18 protein-coding genes and 2 pseudogenes are annotated in these 15,935 nt (G+C 57.4%); 15 read left to right on the top strand and 5 right to left on the bottom strand.

Features of this window, described 5'->3' with window-relative positions; all coding sequences use genetic code 11:
• Window positions 1–200 precede the first annotated feature (200 nt).
• From QOU61_RS22940 to QOU61_RS22930, 3 genes are read left to right on the top strand one after another with little or no spacing between them, the layout of a single operon-like run.
• Complete coding sequence (locus QOU61_RS22940; protein ID WP_289661690.1) at window positions 201–968, top strand: heme ABC transporter permease; 768 nt, start codon at window positions 201–203, stop codon at window positions 966–968.
• Between the two features lie 6 nt (window positions 969–974).
• Window positions 975–1,151: a heme exporter protein CcmD gene (gene ccmD / locus QOU61_RS22935; RefSeq protein WP_289653472.1), complete on the top strand. Its 177-nt coding sequence runs from the start codon at window positions 975–977 to the stop codon at window positions 1,149–1,151.
• A complete protein-coding gene (locus tag QOU61_RS22930; RefSeq protein ID WP_289653471.1) occupies window positions 1,152–1,757 on the top strand; it encodes a DsbE family thiol:disulfide interchange protein in 606 nt (201 codons plus the stop codon). It begins immediately after the preceding gene.
• A 473-nt stretch (window positions 1,758–2,230) separates the two neighbouring features.
• Here QOU61_RS22930 and QOU61_RS22925 read toward each other — a convergent pair whose 3' ends face one another.
• From QOU61_RS22925 to QOU61_RS22910, 4 genes are all read right to left on the bottom strand, one after another.
• Complete coding sequence (locus tag QOU61_RS22925) at window positions 2,231–2,434, bottom strand: DUF2171 domain-containing protein (protein ID WP_289661688.1); 204 nt, start codon at window positions 2,432–2,434, stop codon at window positions 2,231–2,233.
• 22 nt (window positions 2,435–2,456) lie between these two features.
• Window positions 2,457–2,723: a DUF6510 family protein gene (locus QOU61_RS22920; RefSeq protein WP_289653470.1), complete on the bottom strand. Its 267-nt coding sequence runs from the start codon at window positions 2,721–2,723 to the stop codon at window positions 2,457–2,459.
• A 5-nt stretch (window positions 2,724–2,728) separates the two neighbouring features.
• A complete protein-coding gene (locus QOU61_RS22915) occupies window positions 2,729–3,391 on the bottom strand; it encodes a ferredoxin reductase (protein WP_289653469.1) in 663 nt (220 codons plus the stop codon).
• 85 nt (window positions 3,392–3,476) lie between these two features.
• Window positions 3,477–4,100, bottom strand: coding sequence for a sulfite oxidase-like oxidoreductase (locus QOU61_RS22910; RefSeq protein ID WP_289653468.1), 624 nt, complete (start codon window positions 4,098–4,100; stop codon window positions 3,477–3,479).
• Between the two features lie 274 nt (window positions 4,101–4,374).
• Here QOU61_RS22910 and QOU61_RS22905 point away from each other — a divergent pair, with 274 nt between their 5' ends.
• The 12 genes and pseudogenes from QOU61_RS22905 to QOU61_RS22850 all read left to right on the top strand — a co-directional run.
• A complete protein-coding gene (locus tag QOU61_RS22905) occupies window positions 4,375–4,971 on the top strand; it encodes a cytochrome P460 family protein (RefSeq protein ID WP_289653467.1) in 597 nt (198 codons plus the stop codon).
• Between the two features lie 40 nt (window positions 4,972–5,011).
• Complete coding sequence (locus QOU61_RS22900; protein ID WP_289653466.1) at window positions 5,012–5,593, top strand: cytochrome P460 family protein; 582 nt, start codon at window positions 5,012–5,014, stop codon at window positions 5,591–5,593.
• Between the two features lie 64 nt (window positions 5,594–5,657).
• The gene (locus tag QOU61_RS22895) at window positions 5,658–6,932 is read left to right on the top strand and encodes a beta-propeller fold lactonase family protein (protein WP_289653465.1); all 1,275 of its coding nucleotides are present in this window, start codon (window positions 5,658–5,660) and stop codon (window positions 6,930–6,932) included.
• A gap of 204 nt (window positions 6,933–7,136) precedes the next feature.
• Window positions 7,137–7,970 carry an urease accessory protein UreD gene (locus QOU61_RS22890; protein WP_502876971.1) on the top strand — a complete coding sequence of 278 codons (834 nt, stop codon included), beginning with the start codon at window positions 7,137–7,139 and terminating at the stop codon, window positions 7,968–7,970.
• A 25-nt stretch (window positions 7,971–7,995) separates the two neighbouring features.
• Window positions 7,996–8,295, top strand: a pseudogene (locus tag QOU61_RS22885) (urease subunit gamma); the annotation flags it as partial.
• 12 nt (window positions 8,296–8,307) lie between these two features.
• Window positions 8,308–8,880 carry a HupE/UreJ family protein gene (locus QOU61_RS37230; RefSeq protein WP_354142462.1) on the top strand — a complete coding sequence of 191 codons (573 nt, stop codon included), beginning with the start codon at window positions 8,308–8,310 and terminating at the stop codon, window positions 8,878–8,880.
• 1 nt (window position 8,881) lies between these two features.
• Entirely contained in the window at window positions 8,882–9,223 is a 342-nt protein-coding gene (locus QOU61_RS22875; protein WP_289653461.1) for an urease subunit beta, read from the top strand.
• 9 nt (window positions 9,224–9,232) lie between these two features.
• Window positions 9,233–10,936: an urease subunit alpha gene (gene ureC, locus QOU61_RS22870; RefSeq protein ID WP_289653460.1), complete on the top strand. Its 1,704-nt coding sequence runs from the start codon at window positions 9,233–9,235 to the stop codon at window positions 10,934–10,936.
• Between the two features lie 30 nt (window positions 10,937–10,966).
• Window positions 10,967–11,674 (top strand): urease accessory protein UreF, encoded by a 708-nt coding sequence (locus tag QOU61_RS22865; protein ID WP_289653459.1) that lies wholly within the window; start codon window positions 10,967–10,969, stop codon window positions 11,672–11,674.
• Window positions 11,671–12,342, top strand: coding sequence for an urease accessory protein UreG (ureG, locus tag QOU61_RS22860; protein WP_289653458.1), 672 nt, complete (start codon window positions 11,671–11,673; stop codon window positions 12,340–12,342). Before QOU61_RS22865 ends, ureG begins: the two co-directional genes overlap by 4 nt.
• Before the next feature lie 1,129 nt (window positions 12,343–13,471).
• The gene (locus QOU61_RS22855) at window positions 13,472–14,290 is read left to right on the top strand and encodes a helix-turn-helix transcriptional regulator (protein WP_289653457.1); all 819 of its coding nucleotides are present in this window, start codon (window positions 13,472–13,474) and stop codon (window positions 14,288–14,290) included.
• A gap of 333 nt (window positions 14,291–14,623) precedes the next feature.
• Window positions 14,624–14,769: pseudogene (locus tag QOU61_RS22850) on the top strand (IS5/IS1182 family transposase); the annotation flags it as partial.
• 141 nt (window positions 14,770–14,910) lie between these two features.
• On the opposite strand, the gene QOU61_RS22845 reads toward QOU61_RS22850, so the two are convergent.
• Entirely contained in the window at window positions 14,911–15,672 is a 762-nt protein-coding gene (locus tag QOU61_RS22845; protein WP_289653456.1) for a response regulator transcription factor, read from the bottom strand.
• Window positions 15,673–15,935 lie beyond the last annotated feature (263 nt).

The raw sequence follows: 15,935 nt of genomic DNA, 5'->3' as shown, positions 1-15,935 counted from the left end.
GAGGTCGTGCGGAAAGCGCGCAGTGTTTTGCAGCCTCGGGCTTCCGACGCCTCCCGTCGCCGAGGAAATCGGTGTCACTTGAATCATGGGCGGCTTGTCGAAAATTGTTCTCCAACATTGGTTGGAGTCCGTCAACGCTATCCAGCAACAACGGGAGGCAGCAAGTCAGTGGCGGATGCTACTGCTGCTACTGCAGAGCCATGATGCTTGTGGACCTTGCCAATCCGACCCGTTTCCTGTCGCTGACGGTGCGACTGTTGCCCATTCTCGCGACGGCAACCGCCGTCCTGCTCCTGCTCGGGCTCTATCTGTCGGCGAGCGTACCGGACGACTATCAGCAAGGCGCGACCGTCAAGATCATGTTCATCCATGTGCCTAGCGCCTGGCTATCGATGTTCGTCTGGGCTGTCATGACCACAGCCGCACTCGGTACCTTGGTTTGGCGCCATCCACTCGCTGACGTCGCCGCCAAGGCCGCAGCGCCAATCGGTGCCAGCTTCACCTTTCTCGCGCTGGTGACGGGATCGCTGTGGGGTCGGCCAATGTGGGGCACCTATTGGGAATGGGATGCGCGGTTGACCTCGGTGATGATCCTTTTCCTGATGTATCTCTGCCTGATTGCGCTGTGGCGGGCGGTGGAAGATCCCTCGCGCGCCGCGCGTGCATCCGCGGTGCTGACCCTGGTCGGGGCCCTCAATCTGCCCATCATCAAATTCTCGGTCGACTGGTGGAACACGCTGCATCAGCCGGCCTCGGTGCTTCGGATGGGTGGCCCGACACTCGATCGCACCTTCCTGATTCCGTTGTTGGTGATGGCCAGCGGCTTCACGCTGCTGTTCGTCACGCTGCACGTGGCCGCGATGCGCAACGAAATCCTCCGGCGGCGTGTGCGCGCCCTTCAAATGATGCAGGCACACGCCTCGTCAAGCGATGTGAGCGCGGCTTTGCCTGCCTCGCAACCGGCATAACGCACCATGTCGCTTGGGCCTTACACCTCCTTTATCGTGACCTCTTACCTTGCCACCGCATTGGTAGTTGGGCTGCTTACCGCCTGGATCGCGATCGACTACCTCAACCAGAAGCGTCGCCTGCGTGAGCTCGAGGACAGCGGGGTAATGCGGCGCTCTGGGCGCAGCGCAACGGAGCCGTAGATGACCGAACAGGTGACATCCGAAGCAAGCCCGCAGCCCCGCTCATGGCTGATCGTGCTGCCGGCAATCATTTTTCTCGCGCTGGCCGCTCTGTTTTGGCTCCGGCTTGGCGATGGCGATCCCTCGCGGATTCCCTCCGCTCTGATCGGACATCCCGCCCCACAGACGTCGTTGCCGCCGCTGCAGGGCTTGCTCATCAACGGCGCCCAAGTGCCGGGACTGGATCCGGCGAAATTCGAGGGCAAAGTCAGCGTCGTCAATGTCTGGGCGTCCTGGTGCGTGCCCTGCCATGATGAGGCGCCGCTGCTGACCGAGCTCGCCAAGGACAACCGATTGCAGCTAGTCGGCATCAACTACAAGGACGCTCCCGACAACGCTCGGCGTTTCCTAAGCCGCCATGGCAATCCGTTTGCCTCGGTCGGCGTCGACGGCAACGGCCGCGCTGCGATCGAATGGGGCGTCTACGGTGTGCCGGAAACGTTTATCGTCGGCCGTAACGGCAAGATCGCCTACAAACTGGTTGGCCCAATCACGCCGGACAACATCGACAGCGCGCTCATGGCCGAGATCGACAAGGCGGTCAATGCAGCTTCGATCTCGCGATAACTCTGATCAGCCTGCCATGTGCCGGGTTCTGTCCTAATTAAGACACTCGCTCTGACACATCAGGACGCTCAATTGGATCGCCTTAGGTCGCTGGCCTCATGGCATCGTTGGTGCAAATTCCGGCTTGGTGCTAAGCTGTAAACATCACGATGTGATCGCCAGGAGGGCCTAGCAATGAATCGCTTTGCAATCCCGTCCATAGCCCTCGTGCTCTTACTCTTGGCCGCACCAGCTTCCGCCCATGGCTGTCATCACGGTCGGCAATATACCGCCAAAGAGGGCTGGCATAGACATGGAACACAGTGCGAGCTGCGCCACGGAATCGGGGGCAGGCACAAAGCCGCGCGGCAAGCGGCCGTGACGGGGAATCTAATTTGTTCAGGGGCTCTTTGTGGAGAGATTCATAAACCTCAATGACATCCTCCCGCTCGTTCGATTCAGATATTCCACCTCTTGTATCTCAAGCTTGCTAACTAGGTTGGCTCCCCCGATTTCTCCTCCTCGAAGGCAACAGCGGCAGCCGCGACCGCCGACAGCCGCACCGTCTGGCCCTCGATATCCGCGACCAGTCCCGGGTCAATATAGTGATGGTGGCCCTCGTGCCGTCCTTCGCCGCTGTCATTCTTGGTCAGCCTGATCATGCCCACTATGATGCGATCCACAGTTCCGATGTGAATACCATCCTGTTTGCGACTACCATTAGAATCGCAGAAATCGCGCGCCGGTCATCTCGAGCCACAGACCGCGCGGCGTATCAACCGCTCTCATCAGATCGCTTTCGCAGTCTGCGCACTTCAGAACCGCTCCCATCGGAGATGCATGCAAGATCAGAGATCCCACGCCACTCACACGGTCGCATGAATGGCATCGAATCTTAGCAAGTGTTATGTCAGGAACGAAGATCCGCTGGAGGAGGCGTGCCGCGACATTGCCGTCGAGCAAAAGATCGGAGACGTTATTGGGCATGGTATCTATCCTCCTGACGGACCAAATCGTTCTGTCTTGATGCTGAGAGGGTCAAATCCGAGTTCTGCAAGAAGATTGGCCGCGGTCTCGACGAAGCTAGTGGGACCGCAGACATAGATCGCCGGGTTATGTGCAGGTGGAAACCAGTTTGCTGAAAGCAGGCCCTTGGTGATTCTCCCACGATGGCCTGTCCAGCCCTCTGGCTGCTGGCGGGTAAGCGCGTAAACAAGGCGAAAGCCGGAATCGCGCCGCACAATCGCTTCGAGCTCGTCTCGGTAGACTATATCTTCCCAGGTTCGGGCCGAGTAAATCATTAGGGCGGGAGGGCGGCTTGGCCGTCTATCGCGGTGACGAAGCATCGACATCAACGGCGTGATACCCGTTCCACCAGCGAGCAGATAGATCGGCCTCATTGCGGCACCGGTCCAGACGAAGTATCCCCCGATAGGTCCCCGAAGCTCGAGTTGGTCGCCGACGCGTAGCTCATCTAGTAGATAGGGGGAAACCTCGCCGTCTTGCACTCGCTCTACCGTCAACGCTAGCAATTCGTCTTCAGGCGGAGATGAGATGGAATAGCTGCGCTGTGCTTGATACCCGTCCTCGGCTGTGAGCCGGATATCGACGTGCTGGCCCGGGAGGTGTCCTGGCCAGCTGGCTGGCTTCAGCATGAGACTCCTTACGCGGCACGTTTCCACCACGACATCGCGTACCTGAGCGAGTTGCCACTCAAGCCGTTTGAGTGGAGAAGGGCGATTAGTCCCCGTCATATCTCTGCTCTTTCCAAGGGTCACCGTAGTTGTGATATCCCAGTGACTCCCAAAAGCCGCGCTCGTTTTTCGGCATAAATCGGATCCTGCGCACCCATTTGGCGCTCTTCCACAAGTAAAGATGCGGCACCAAAAGACGAGCTGGCCCGCCGTGAGCGGGCAGGATCGGTAGACCGTCGTAACGAGTAACGATCATGCCCTTGCCGCCGACCAGATCCGCAACAGGGACGTTTGTTGAATAGCCACCATCGCAATGAGCCATGACATAAGGTTCGGGAGGCTCCGAAAGCCCGGCTGCTTTCAACAGATCGTCGAAGGTGACGCCCTGCCATGTCGTATCGAGCTTCGACCATTTCGTGACGCAATGAATATCGGTCTTGACCGCAGTCTGCGGCAGCGCTTCGAACTCGGCCCAACTCCACCGCCCGAGCAGGGAACCACCAAGCTGAAGAGCAAAATTCCAGTTCGCCACTTTAGTTTGCGGTGTTGGGCCCGCCGAAAGAATCGGGAATTCGGTTGTCACGTACTGTCCAGGCGGCACGCGATCCTTCGTCGTTTGCTCGTGTCGCTTTGACCTAAACCCGCGAGAGATGTGAGCCTCTTCATCCATGGAATCATGCCTTTCTTCGCCGCAAGTGCGCCGCGCGAGGAGAACTGGGGCGCTTTTATCCGGTCGCCCGCCGCTCGTTGGGCCTACACTTGATGCAAAAGTATTCGCCTGTCGATGGGCGCTAAGCCAAATGCATCAAGATTGAAAAAACGAAAGCAATCGCCGACGCGCGCGGCGCTCACCAGCCCGGTATGTCCTGTATCACCCACGATGAGAAAACTCATCAGTCGCCGGCGCGAATGCGCGTCCGGCCATAGTCGCAGGAGAGAAAGCGATGCGTATCAGATTTCGAACAGCAGCCGTCGTCATTGCGAGCAGCGCGATCGCAGCGACCTTATTCTTCGGATCTCTTAAAAATGGCAACGCGCAGACCGCCACTCGCTACTTGCCTGAATACACGGCCGACGGGCAACTCCTTCTGCCGAAGGATTGGCATCATTGGGTGTACCTCGGATCTCCGCTTACGCCGAATGCGTTGAATGACGGCCATGCGAACTTTCCGGAATTTCACAACGTCTACATCGAGCCGGGTTCATATGAGATTTACATGAAGACCGGTCAATTTCCCGAAGGCACGATCTTCTTCAAGGAGCTTCAACTTACATTGCCTGGCGAGAACCAGGATGGATCGCGAACCGAGCCATCGGGAAGAGGCTACTTCCCCGGGCCTTTCAACGGCGCCGATGTCACGGTCAAGGATTCCAAGCGTTTCGCCGAAACCAACGGATGGGGATATTTCAATTTCAATCACCATGAGCCAAAGGCTCCGATGGCGAAAGTGAAGGCAAAGGGGGAATGCGCATATTGCCACATCGCGAGCGCGAAAAAGGATGAGGTGTGGACCCAGTTCTATCCCCTGTTGGACAAATGATGTACCCGCTCGACATCCACCGCAAAGCAGGGACTGAGTCATGAGAGCCGTTCGCGCCTTCACTCTCGGCATTTCGGGAGTTGCCGTAGCCATTGCGATCGTCGCGCTGAGTCCCATGCAGGCGATTTCAATTAGTAGCGCTTCACAAACGCAAGCAGCAGTCGATGCTGAGGGTAACCTGCGCGTTCCGCCTGACTATCTGACTACTTATGAGGCGCTCGGCAGCTGGGCTATAGCGGCTGATGAAGGCCGAGGCTCGAAGGAACTGCACGTCGTGCTCGCATCACCGGGATCTATCGAGGCTTATCGCAAGGACGGCCGATTTCCCGACGGAACCGTGCTCGTGAAAGAGGTGTTTGAAACCGTTACCAAGGACATGACGACCGGTACCGTCAGCCACGCAGAGAAGTTGAAAGGTTGGTTCGTCATGGTGAAGGACGGTGCCGGCCGCTATCCGGGGCACGCCTTGTGGGGCGATGGGTGGGGCTGGTCTTGGTTCGATGCTGCCGACCCCACAAAGACAACTTCCACCGACTACAGATTGAATTGCAAATCCTGTCACGTGCCGGCGCGCACGACTGATTGGATCTACGTCGATGGATACCCTGCATTGAAGCGATAGAGGGGACGCTTCGTGGAGAGTGAGACCTAACCCCTATATTTAAGCTCAACCAAAGGAGTAGCAGATGGCAAAAGAGGCGATGATGAAGGACATGTCTGCGGCGAAAGGAAAGCCTGGACATCTCTACATGCAAACCAATGAAGTCGAGAATGCGATTATCCACTACCAGCGGAGCTCAACAGGTGCGCTTACAGAGATGGAACGCATCAAGACGGGTGGTGCGGGCTCTGGCGAATTCAAGCCGATCAGCGGCCAAGAAAGCGCACCCAACGCGTTTGAAGGCGCGAGCAGCATCATCTTCACGCCGGATCGGCGCTTTCTGTTCACGACCAATGGTGGAGACAATTCCGTTTCGACCTTCCGTGTGAGCGAAGACGGTCGCCTTTCGCTGGTCGACGTCAAGCCGACGGGTAACCCTGTGGAAGGAAGAAGCGGAACCGCCAAATCGCTCGCATTTGCTCCTTCTACTCGGACTCTTTTCGTCTTGCATTCGTTCGGTCCCGATCACCTCCGGCTGATGTCTGTCGACGCAGAAGGTAAACTCGCGGCGCGGCCGGAGCGCTATACGGTCAACACGTATAGCAAGAGGAACCGCGTAGCCACCATGGTCGTGGTCTCGCCCAACGAGGAGCTCGTTCTTGTCGGCACCACTTTCGACGAGCCAATCGCGGTCACAGGCTTGTATCCAGATGGTTCGCCTATTCTCTGGGTGCAGCGGGCTGGCGGTGCGTTCCACTCAATCGCATCGAATGCGCCAGATCCTGATGGCCTCGCCGCATTTCCCCTGCAAAAGGACGGCTCGCTCGGCACGGCCAGGTTCTATGACGCGAAAGGCGGCTCTCCGTTCTACATCGCCTTCCTGCACGAGCGGCCGAATACCTTCGTCATCGCATACGCCGTCGGTGACGGATGTTCCATGGGCACCGTGGAGAAAGACGGCATGCTCAGCATCGGCCCGCTCGTAAAGATCGACACAAGCGCGGGCGTGCCGTCCGAGCTGTGTTGGCTGGCGGTCTCGCCTGATGATCGAACGGTCTACGCGACGAACTTCGGCTACAGCAACATCAGCAGCTACCACATCAATGGCCGCGGCCTGGAAATCGCGTGCGATCCCGCGTGCCCGAGGGTCCCGGGGGACGGCACCGCCAGGGGACTGAACGGAACGGTGACCAGCGGCCCCGCCGATAGCTGGATCACGTCGGACGGCGCATTTCTCTATCAGATTTACGGGAATGCCTCGAAGCTGGTGGGCTACGCCACGCATCCGGACGGCTCGCTGACAGAGGTCGCCAGCGTCAAGATTCCTCGCAACAGTCCGCAAGGGCTTGCGGGATTCTGATCCCACTCTCGCAACGCGGGTTCGGGCGTGACCGGTTTAACAAATTGTCACGCCCGCCCTTGCCTCGCTTTCCGGCCTCCAACCAATCTCAATCAACGTGCTCACTTTCAAGATTTGTCGAGCCGATGTTCGAAGCAACACACCAGGGCGATTCCGGCGATGACCCCGAGTGATCCTGGGCCTTTCGGCTCGGGGAGAGAAAGTATCAGCGACGTCGATCTAGAGCGGGCCGAGGGAGCCGGCCGGATCGTACTAACTGGCTCCGCCAGCGGTACTCGAATCTCCGAAGTTTATCAGAAGTTTCCTATTGGCCTGATGTTTCCAAGGATAGGAGGCGACTTAGTGACAGAGACGGTCATCGTAAACTCGTCAGGCGGCATTGCCGGCGGTGATCTGCTCGAGATTGAAGTGGTGGCGCTCGACAATGCATCGGTCGCGGTCACAACACAGGCCGCGGAAAAAGTCTACAAGGCGCTGGATCGACCCGCGCGTATCAGGACAAAGTTGAAAGCGTGCGGTACGGCAAAGCTTGCTTGGCTCCCGCAAGAAACCATTGTCTTTAATCAAGCGCGCATCCGTCGGCAGACCGAGATTGATCTTTGCTCAGGAGCTGAACTGATTGCGCTCGAATGGATGGTACTCGGTCGTACTGCGTGCGGAGAGAAAGTCGTTAGCGGGCACATATCGGACAGTTGGCGTATCAAAAAGGATGGCCACCTGATATGGGCGGACGGCTTCCGCGTCTCAGACGAGGTGTTCGCGCAACTGCATAGAAAAGCGCTGCTCTCCAACTGGAAGGCTCTTGGAACGCTCATCTACTTCGGACCTAGTCTTGATACACGGCTGAGGGCTTTGCGCGAGATAGCGGCTTCGCTCGACTGCTGCTGTGCCGCCACAATCGTCGGGGCGATCATAGTTGTGCGCGTCGCCGCAACGGCAGGTTCCGATCTGCGGCGGGGACTTCGCAGCCTGCTGGATCAATTCAGTCGAGAGCTTGGGTCAGGGCCTTTCGGAATACCAAAGATGTGGTCGTGCTAGCGGCATTTATGGAACGGAGGAGGCCTTGAATCTTACACCACGGGAAAGGGACAAGCTGATGATAGCTGTCGCAGCGATGGTCGCGCGAGGGCGACTCGCGAGGGGCCTCAAGCTCAATTATCCCGAGAGTATCGCATTGATTACGGACTTCATCCTGGAGGGAGCACGTGATGGTAAATCGGTCGCCGAACTCATGTCCGCGAGCGGCCGAGTACTAACACAGGACCAGGTCATGGAGGGCATTTCCGAAATGGTTTCCGAGATGCAGGTGGAAGCCACATTCCCCGACGGAACGAAACTCGTGCCGGTCCACAATCCGATTCGATAGGAGTTCTTGATGCGGTTAGCCTTGATCTGCATTGCGTTGGCCGAGGCGTTGGTGTTCCCGGCTCATGCCCATACAGGTGTCGGACCCGTGAATTCGTTCAGCTCCGGAGTTGCACATCCTTTTAGTGGGGCAGACCACCTCATCGCTATGACTATGGTAGGCCTTTGGAGTGTGTTCACAGACCGGCGCGCCGTTGTGGCTTGGCCTGCAACCTTCGTGGCGGCGATGTTAGGCGGCTTCGCAGCGGCGAGCTTGGGCTTGCAAATCGCTTTCGTCGAGCAGGCCATTTGCTTGTCGGTCGTTCTGCTGGGAGTGCTTGTTGCTCTTAGAGTACGGGCCCGGGTAACCTTGGGAGCCGCTATCGTCGCTCTCTTCGCTTTCTTCCATGGGCACGCTCACGGAACGGAAGCAGCCACAGCCAACCTTATTCATTATGCAGCAGGTTTCACGTTCGCAACCTCTGCGCTCCTTGCTGTCGGCATCGGAGCTGGTTTCTGCGTGCGGAGCTCGGCCGAAACGCTCTTGCTGCGCGCAGCGGGTGGATGCGCAGTGGTGGTCGGATTGTCACTATTGGGAGGCTGAAGTGATCCCTGGCGAGGTCTTTCCAGCATCCGGTGAGATTGTCCTGAACAAGGATAGGACAGCCATCTCAATTGAGGTTGCCAACACCGGAGATCGGCCTATTCAAGTGGGCAGCCACTATCATTTCGCTGAGACAAATGCGGCTCTCGCTTTTGATCGAAACGCCGCTGTCGGTCGCCGCCTCGATATCCCGGCCGGGACGGCCGTGCGATTTGAGCCGGGGCAGTCGCGCGAAGTGTCATTGATTCCTTATGGCGGCGCCCGCGTAGTTTATGGCTTTAGCGCCCTGGTGATGGGGCCTTTGCCGTCACCGAGTGGCGCCGCGGCCACTTCAGGCGATTGAGGTAACTAAATGCCCCACACAATGGGCCGCGCCGCCTATGCGCAGATGTTCGGACCGACGGTCGGGGATAAGGTTCGTCTCGCAGATACTGATCTGCTGATAGAGGTGGAGAGGGACTTCACGACTTACGGAGAGGAGGTGAAATTCGGCGGAGGGAAAGTCATTCGTGACGGCATGGGACAGTCACAGCGTACGCGCAGCCAGGGAGCCGTTGATACCGTCATCACCAACGCCCTGATTCTTGATCACTGGGGTGTCGTGAAGGCGGACATCGCTATCAATGATGGGCTCATTTCAGGGATTGGGAAGGCCGGCAATCCCGACGTGCAGCCCAACGTCGACATAGTCATCGGACCTGGTACTGAGATCATTGCAGGAGAAGGCAAGATCATTACCGCGGGCGGGATCGACACTCATGTCCATTACATCTGCCCGCAACAGATCGAGGAGGCGCTCTATTCGGGCCTAACAACGATGATGGGTGGAGGAACCGGACCGGCGACAGGTACAGCGGCAACAACCTGCACCCCAGGCCCTTGGCATATTCAGCGGATGCTCGAGGCAGCGGACGCTTTCCCAATGAACCTCGGCATTTTCGGTAAAGGTAACGCGAGCCTGGCCGCTGGCCTCGTTGAGCAGATCGAGGCTGGTGTGTGCGGTCTCAAACTGCACGAAGACTGGGGCGCGACGCCCGCTGTGATCGACTGCTGCCTTTCCGTCGCGGACGACATGGATGTGCAAGTCTTGATCCATACCGACTCTCTTAATGAGGGTGGTTACGTGGAAAAAACCATCGCCGCATTCAAGGGCAGAACGATCCATACATTTCACACCGAGGGCGCCGGAGGCGGACATGCGCCGGATATCATAAAAGTGTGTGGCGAGGGGAACGTTATCCCGGCTTCGACAAATCCAACACGGCCCTATACAGTGAATACGCTCGACGAAGCGCTCGATATGCTCATGGTCACGCATCATCTTGATCGTCGTATTCCAGAGGACGTCGCCTTCGCTGAGAGCCGGATACGCAAGGAGACCATAGCCGCGGAAGACATTTTGCACGATCTGGGAGCTCTCTCTATCGTATCGTCAGACAGCCAGGCAATGGGGCGCGTCGGTGAGGTGATTACCCGCACGTGGCAGACCGCAGACAAGATGAAGAAGCAGTTCGGGAAATTGGCTGAGGAGAATGGTGGCAACGATAACTTCAGAGCACGGCGCTACGTCGCGAAATACACGATCAATCCTGCGATAGCCCAGGGTATTTCCAACTATGTCGGCTCAATTGAAGTCGGAAAGCTTGCAGACATCGTAATCTGGGACCCAGCCTTTTTTGGCGTAAAGCCCGACATGGTTCTCAAGTCTGGCACGATCGCCGCGGCTATCATTGGTGATCCCAACGCTTCCATTCCCACTCCCCAGCCTCAATATTATCGGCCGATGTTTGGCGCGTTCGGACGTTCTCTGACCAGGAGCTCAGTGACGTTCGTCAGCGAGGCATCCCTGGTGAGAAACAAGGTCCTCGGCCTTGCGAAGAGACTTCTTCCTGTCTCGAATACGCGCAAGATCGGTAAGCATTCGATGATTCTCAACAACGCCGTCCCTCACATGGAGGTTGATCCAGAAACCTATGAAGTGCGAGCAGATGGGCGGCTGCTCACTTGCGCGCCCGTGAAGGTGCTGCCAATGGCTCAACGTTACTTTATGTACTGATATGCCGACGTGTACTCACGAGTACAATGGATGAATATTATGACGAACGAAGAGCGCCTGTGCTCGCCTCTATGCTTTTTGCGACTTCTAAGCTGGCTTTCGCCGAACTTCCCGAACGGCGCCTACAGTTACTCGCATGGTCTCGAATGGGCCGCCGAAGCTGGTCACGTCTATGACCGCTCAAGCCTTGTCGATTGGCTGGAGGCAGATCTTTGCTACGGATCCGGGCGGAATGAAGCGGTCTTCTTCACCGAGGCATATCGCTGTGCGATCAACGACGACCGGGCCAATTTGATGAGGGTCGCGGAGGTGGCAGGGGCCTCGCGTGGGACACCGGAATTCGCGCTTGAATCGTCGCAACAAGCGACCGCTTGCCTCAACACACTCCGCAAAGTTTGGCCTGATCCTATCCTGGACTTCTTCGGGGAGATCCAGGTCCAGCCGGTGCTAGCCGTTGTCCTCGGCGCTCGGACGGCAGTGGAGGGGATCCCGGCAGGCGTCGCGCTACCGGCATTTCTGCACAGCTATGTCGCCAATTTGGTAATCGCCGGCGTGAGACTGATCCCCCTCGGGCAAACCGACGGTCAACTCGCTATCGCGGAGCTTGAGCACGCGGTATTGTCTGCGAGCGCACAAGGAGCCTGCGCCACGCTCGATAACCTGGGCTCCGCGGGCTTTATGGTCGAACTCGCCTCCATTGCGCATGAAACTCAATATACGAGGTTGTTCCGGTCATGAGGACAGTTGAAAGCGGGACGTCCCCTCTTCGCGGCAAGTTCGCTCCGGTATACCACGGTCCACTCCGCGTCGGGATCGGAGGACCAGTCGGCTCGGGCAAGACGGCTCTCGTAGAGGCGTTATGTAAGCATCTCCGAGATTTCTACGACATTTATGTGATTACGAACGACATCTACACCAAGGAAGATCAACTCATTCTGACCCGCGCCCAAGCGTTGCCAGCAGAGCGTATCATGGGCGTGGAGACAGGCGGCTGCCCTCACGCGGCGATACGTGAGGACGCCTCCATGAATCTCGCCGCGATCGAGGACATGAATTTGAGATTCCCGCAAGCAGAGCTCTGTTTCGTAGAGTCAGGTGGCGACAATCTCGCGGCTACCTTTAGTCCCGAACTCGCGGACTTGACTATCTACGTGATCGACGTCGCCGCAGGCGAAAAGATCCCACGCAAAGGCGGTCCCGGCATAACGCGGTCCGATCTGCTTGTGATCAACAAGATCGATCTCGCTCCGCTGGTAGGTGCCAATCTTCAGGTTATGGAGTCGGACGCCCGACGCATGCGAGGTACGCGACCATTCATTTTTTCCAATCTGAAAAGCGGACACGGCGTCGATGAAATCGCCGGGTTCATTCTAGAGAAGGGCGGGTTGGCCGCGGCGTCGCTTTAGGTTTGCTTACCTCGCCACTCATTCAATTGACCCGGCGTATTCAGTCTTTTGACAAGTTGTCCGGGCTATCGACACGCGACACCCCCGTCGCGGGCAAGCTGCGCCGCATCGAGCGCTTCGCTCGCGCCGATCTAGCGTTTTGCCGGGGAAAGCGCGGATATCTTCGCCACCCGAACAGAGCGTGACGGCGCCCGGAGGCGGAACGTGGAAGCCGAATTGCTTTCGGGCTTCGCGGAAAGAGCCTTTCGCTCGGCATCCTTTTCGGCCCAGAAGACACAGAAATAGGTGTCAGACATTTGGTTGGCTCGGTGGCCTAGGCGCAAGCAGCGACGGAGCGTCAGCTAAGGCGGAAAGGGACCGCAACGCGAAGCGGTGCGCTTCTGCTGACTGCATGGTGAGAACTAAACAGACCGGCGCGGATGCGGCTTGCAGCGTTGCTGATTTCGCAGACATTTTCCCAACTCAGTTTAAGGGGGCGGTAGTGGAGGTCTGCGCATAGTGCGCGAACTTGACACCTTCAGCTATTTCCGGATTGTCGCGGCATCTTGCCAGATTAGCGCGCTTCGCAAAGCTTTGTGACACGGTCCTTGAGGCTAGTCTTGGCCTCCACGTTACTGCGATCCCAGGCTGCTCGCTGATCTAGTGGCTTTGCGCGCTGAAATCAGTCTCAAACAGCGGCGCAGCTCTTCCTCCGAAAATCGTCGCATTGTGGCGGATTGATAAGAGAACGAGCCGGGCGATCGTGGGGGGCGGATTAACCAACGGCTTTTGATGTAACGAACCCTCGACGGAAGTTACCGTTCGAAAGACCCAAGATAGACCGTTGGTTTGCGTGACTACGACCATCGGGAACCAGGAGTAACCTACGTCGGAATAGCGCTATCCGAGCCACCGAGCCTATGATTTTGGACAAGTGTTACGTCGGAGAAGGAATCAGCTGGTGACATGGATGATGACGAGCGCGTCGAGCGAACGGCCCGCAAGGATAGGCTCGCCACATGGCGGTGCCAGTCATACTGCAGTTGACCTCCGGGATTTGGAGGAAACCAGACCGCCTGTCGGTATCAAATCCCCTTCAAGTGATAATAGGCTTCTTCACCCTACTGTCCAAATTGCTCCGGTTGAGTTCGTGAAGCGTCTCGGTACCGGTTGTCCCGGTTGGTTTGCGGAAAGTATACATGCGCCGCTTGGGAGGACGATAGAGCTGGAATTCCAAGGTCCCGTGCACCTCCTGGCAATGTACAACGAGGGCGCCCGCCGAGATGGCGAAACCTTAGTTGATGGATTTTCACCATCTAAGATTCGAAATCTTGCAAAGAAGCTCACTTTCGTCCCGGCTGGCTGCGGCTATCGAGAGCGGCTCGAGACCGCTGCATCCACCCGCTTGACGTTTCTGTATTTGGATCCAACGATTCTCCGGAATGGCGGAGAAATCGACTATGCCGCGAGAGTACATTTTGAGGACCTCGTCGTTTGGGAAACCGCAGCCAAGTTGAAGAGCGCGATCGAAAATGGGCAAGCAAGGAGAACACTCTACTTGTCCGCGCTTTCTAGCGTGCTCGCAATTGAGTTGTCCCGCTGTGACGATAACAACGAGCGTGATGCAGCCCTGACTCGTGGAGGCCTTGCTTGTTGGCAGAAGCGCGCTGTCGTGGGCTATATTGAGGAACATTTAGGCGAGCAAATTTGCCTCGTCACGCTTGCGCGACTCGCCCGTTTGAGTCAGCACCATTTTTGTCGGGCCTTCAAAAAATCTTTCGGGATTCCGCCGCATCAGTACCAAGTACGAAGGCGCATGGAACAGGCTAAACTGCTCTTGGCAGATCCATCAATCTCGATCACCGACGTCGGGTTTACGGTTGGCTACTCTCAAACAAGCTCATTTAGTGTGGCCTTCCGCAAGATTACAGGCTGGACGCCAAGCGAATATCGCAGGGAGTTCAAATAGGGCGACAACAAGCGTCACGTCTCACGCGATCGCCCAGGGCCGGCTCGTGGTTAATTTAGGCCAGAAGCACGCTGGAGAGGATACCTTTCGTCGCTCGGTCCTTGGGCCCGCGTGCCATAAAAACTAGGCGGGCAGTGACATGCAGCGTCGCGCGCACGCTCCCGGATGATTACGACGTCGCGTCTTGCTGGGCAGGAATCGTAAATCGAAGCAAGTATCCGCGTGGTTCGCACACCGTGGCTCAGGGCCGTCCCCCATGGGTCTCGACGATCGAGCGGCAGATCGTCAAGCCCATACAGGCGGTCCGCTTAGTCGTGTTATGAATGGTTCGCAATCAAGCAGAAGCCACCCAACAAAACGTGTGGAGTTCCGGTGAACGACCATCGTGTTCTCAACGGGGCCTGCGATCTGGAGCACCCTGGGGCGATCTGCCGGATACGTTCGGTCCGTACACCTCTTGCTCCAGCCGCTTCGTTCGCTGACAGCGGGCTGGCGTGTGGAGTCATATCATAGACGGAATCGACATTGCCATGATGGTACTGTCGCGTGCACTAGCACTGTGCATGCGACCCCAATGCCTCTGCGAACAACCGGCTCGCGCCGGCGGGAATGTGGTGACCTCAGGATAGTGAAGGGGCGGCCGCCATAGATTGACCGCGGCTGCCATCCGTTGAAGAGCCGTAAGACTTGCGGACGTTCGAATCTCGGCGGGGAGCTCCGCAGCAGTTGCTCACAGGGATGTCGTCGGAACGAATTGCTTCTTTGCCCGGCACATGTCCCAGCTTGTCCGCCATCCGCACCAGATCGGCGATAGATCGTGCCCCCATCTTGTACATAATCCGGCTACTGTGAACGCGAGCCGTGTGTGTGCAGACCCCCAATTTGCCCGCAATCTGCTTGGGTCCCTGTCCTGCTGAGAGCAACACCATCGTCTCTCTTTCGCGAGGCGACAGCGATACGAGCCTAGTGCGCAGCTCGTCAAAGGTCTGTCTTTGCAAACGCTTTGCGCGATCAGACTCGATGCCGCGATTCACCGCATCGAGTAGCTCTTTATCCTGAAAGGGCTTGATAAGATAGTCGATGGCCCCGGCTTTCATCGCCCGAACGGACGTCCTTACCTCATCATAAGCGGTAAGAAACACCAAGGGTGTTTTGCATCCAACCTTTGCTTGTCGGGATTGAAGATCGAGACCGCTCATTCCCGGCAGCCGCACGTCCAACACGATGCATTGGGGTGATTGAGGCCTGTTCCTTTTCAAGAATTCTTCGGCCGAATTGAAAAGCTCGACCGCAAAGGCCGCCGCGCCGAGCAAGATCCGCAATTCCGCTCGCAAAGAATCGTCACTATCGATAATAGCAATTAGCGGTCGGTCAACGGTCATGAGTTATACTCGACATCGTGCCAGAGCCCAAGACAAGCTTTTCTTCTCATTTCATTCGCAAGATCGTAGCAGCTAGACTGCTGCGAGCGATCTGAAAGAATGCGCCCTAGGTACTGGCGACAGGATGAGTCTCGGTCGATGTGTGGCTGGCCGATCGAGGGTGTATGAAACTTGCAATTCCTTTTTGTGAGTGCATCGCCTTCTAGGCGGTCTCAAATCGGCGCAGCCATTTGCGGCCCTCCTCGCGGCGGGCCTTGAGGTGT

The organism is Bradyrhizobium sp. NP1 (assembly GCF_030378205.1).
Classification (GTDB): Bacteria; Pseudomonadota; Alphaproteobacteria; order Rhizobiales; family Xanthobacteraceae; genus Bradyrhizobium.
This window is presented reverse-complemented; position numbering and strand designations above follow the sequence as displayed.

Bases quoted from the DNA above. Each gene is read 5' to 3' on its own strand.
- QOU61_RS22940 (WP_289661690.1), top strand. From the start codon at position 201: ATGATGCTTGTGGACCTTGCCAATCCGACCCGTTTCCTGTCGCTGACG.
- ccmD (WP_289653472.1), top strand. From the start codon at position 975: ATGTCGCTTGGGCCTTACACCTCCTTTATCGTGACCTCTTACCTTGCC.
- QOU61_RS22930 (WP_289653471.1), top strand. From the start codon at position 1,152: ATGACCGAACAGGTGACATCCGAAGCAAGCCCGCAGCCCCGCTCATGG.
- QOU61_RS22920 (WP_289653470.1), bottom strand. From the start codon at position 2,723: ATGCCCAATAACGTCTCCGATCTTTTGCTCGACGGCAATGTCGCGGCA.
- QOU61_RS22915 (WP_289653469.1), bottom strand. From the start codon at position 3,391: ATGCTGAAGCCAGCCAGCTGGCCAGGACACCTCCCGGGCCAGCACGTC.
- QOU61_RS22910 (WP_289653468.1), bottom strand. From the start codon at position 4,100: ATGGATGAAGAGGCTCACATCTCTCGCGGGTTTAGGTCAAAGCGACAC.
- QOU61_RS22905 (WP_289653467.1), top strand. From the start codon at position 4,375: ATGCGTATCAGATTTCGAACAGCAGCCGTCGTCATTGCGAGCAGCGCG.
- QOU61_RS22900 (WP_289653466.1), top strand. From the start codon at position 5,012: ATGAGAGCCGTTCGCGCCTTCACTCTCGGCATTTCGGGAGTTGCCGTA.
- QOU61_RS22895 (WP_289653465.1), top strand. From the start codon at position 5,658: ATGGCAAAAGAGGCGATGATGAAGGACATGTCTGCGGCGAAAGGAAAG.
- QOU61_RS37230 (WP_354142462.1), top strand. From the start codon at position 8,308: ATGCGGTTAGCCTTGATCTGCATTGCGTTGGCCGAGGCGTTGGTGTTC.
- ureC (WP_289653460.1), top strand. From the start codon at position 9,233: ATGCCCCACACAATGGGCCGCGCCGCCTATGCGCAGATGTTCGGACCG.
- QOU61_RS22865 (WP_289653459.1), top strand. From the start codon at position 10,967: ATGAATATTATGACGAACGAAGAGCGCCTGTGCTCGCCTCTATGCTTT.
- ureG (WP_289653458.1), top strand. From the start codon at position 11,671: ATGAGGACAGTTGAAAGCGGGACGTCCCCTCTTCGCGGCAAGTTCGCT.
- QOU61_RS22845 (WP_289653456.1), bottom strand. From the start codon at position 15,672: ATGACCGTTGACCGACCGCTAATTGCTATTATCGATAGTGACGATTCT.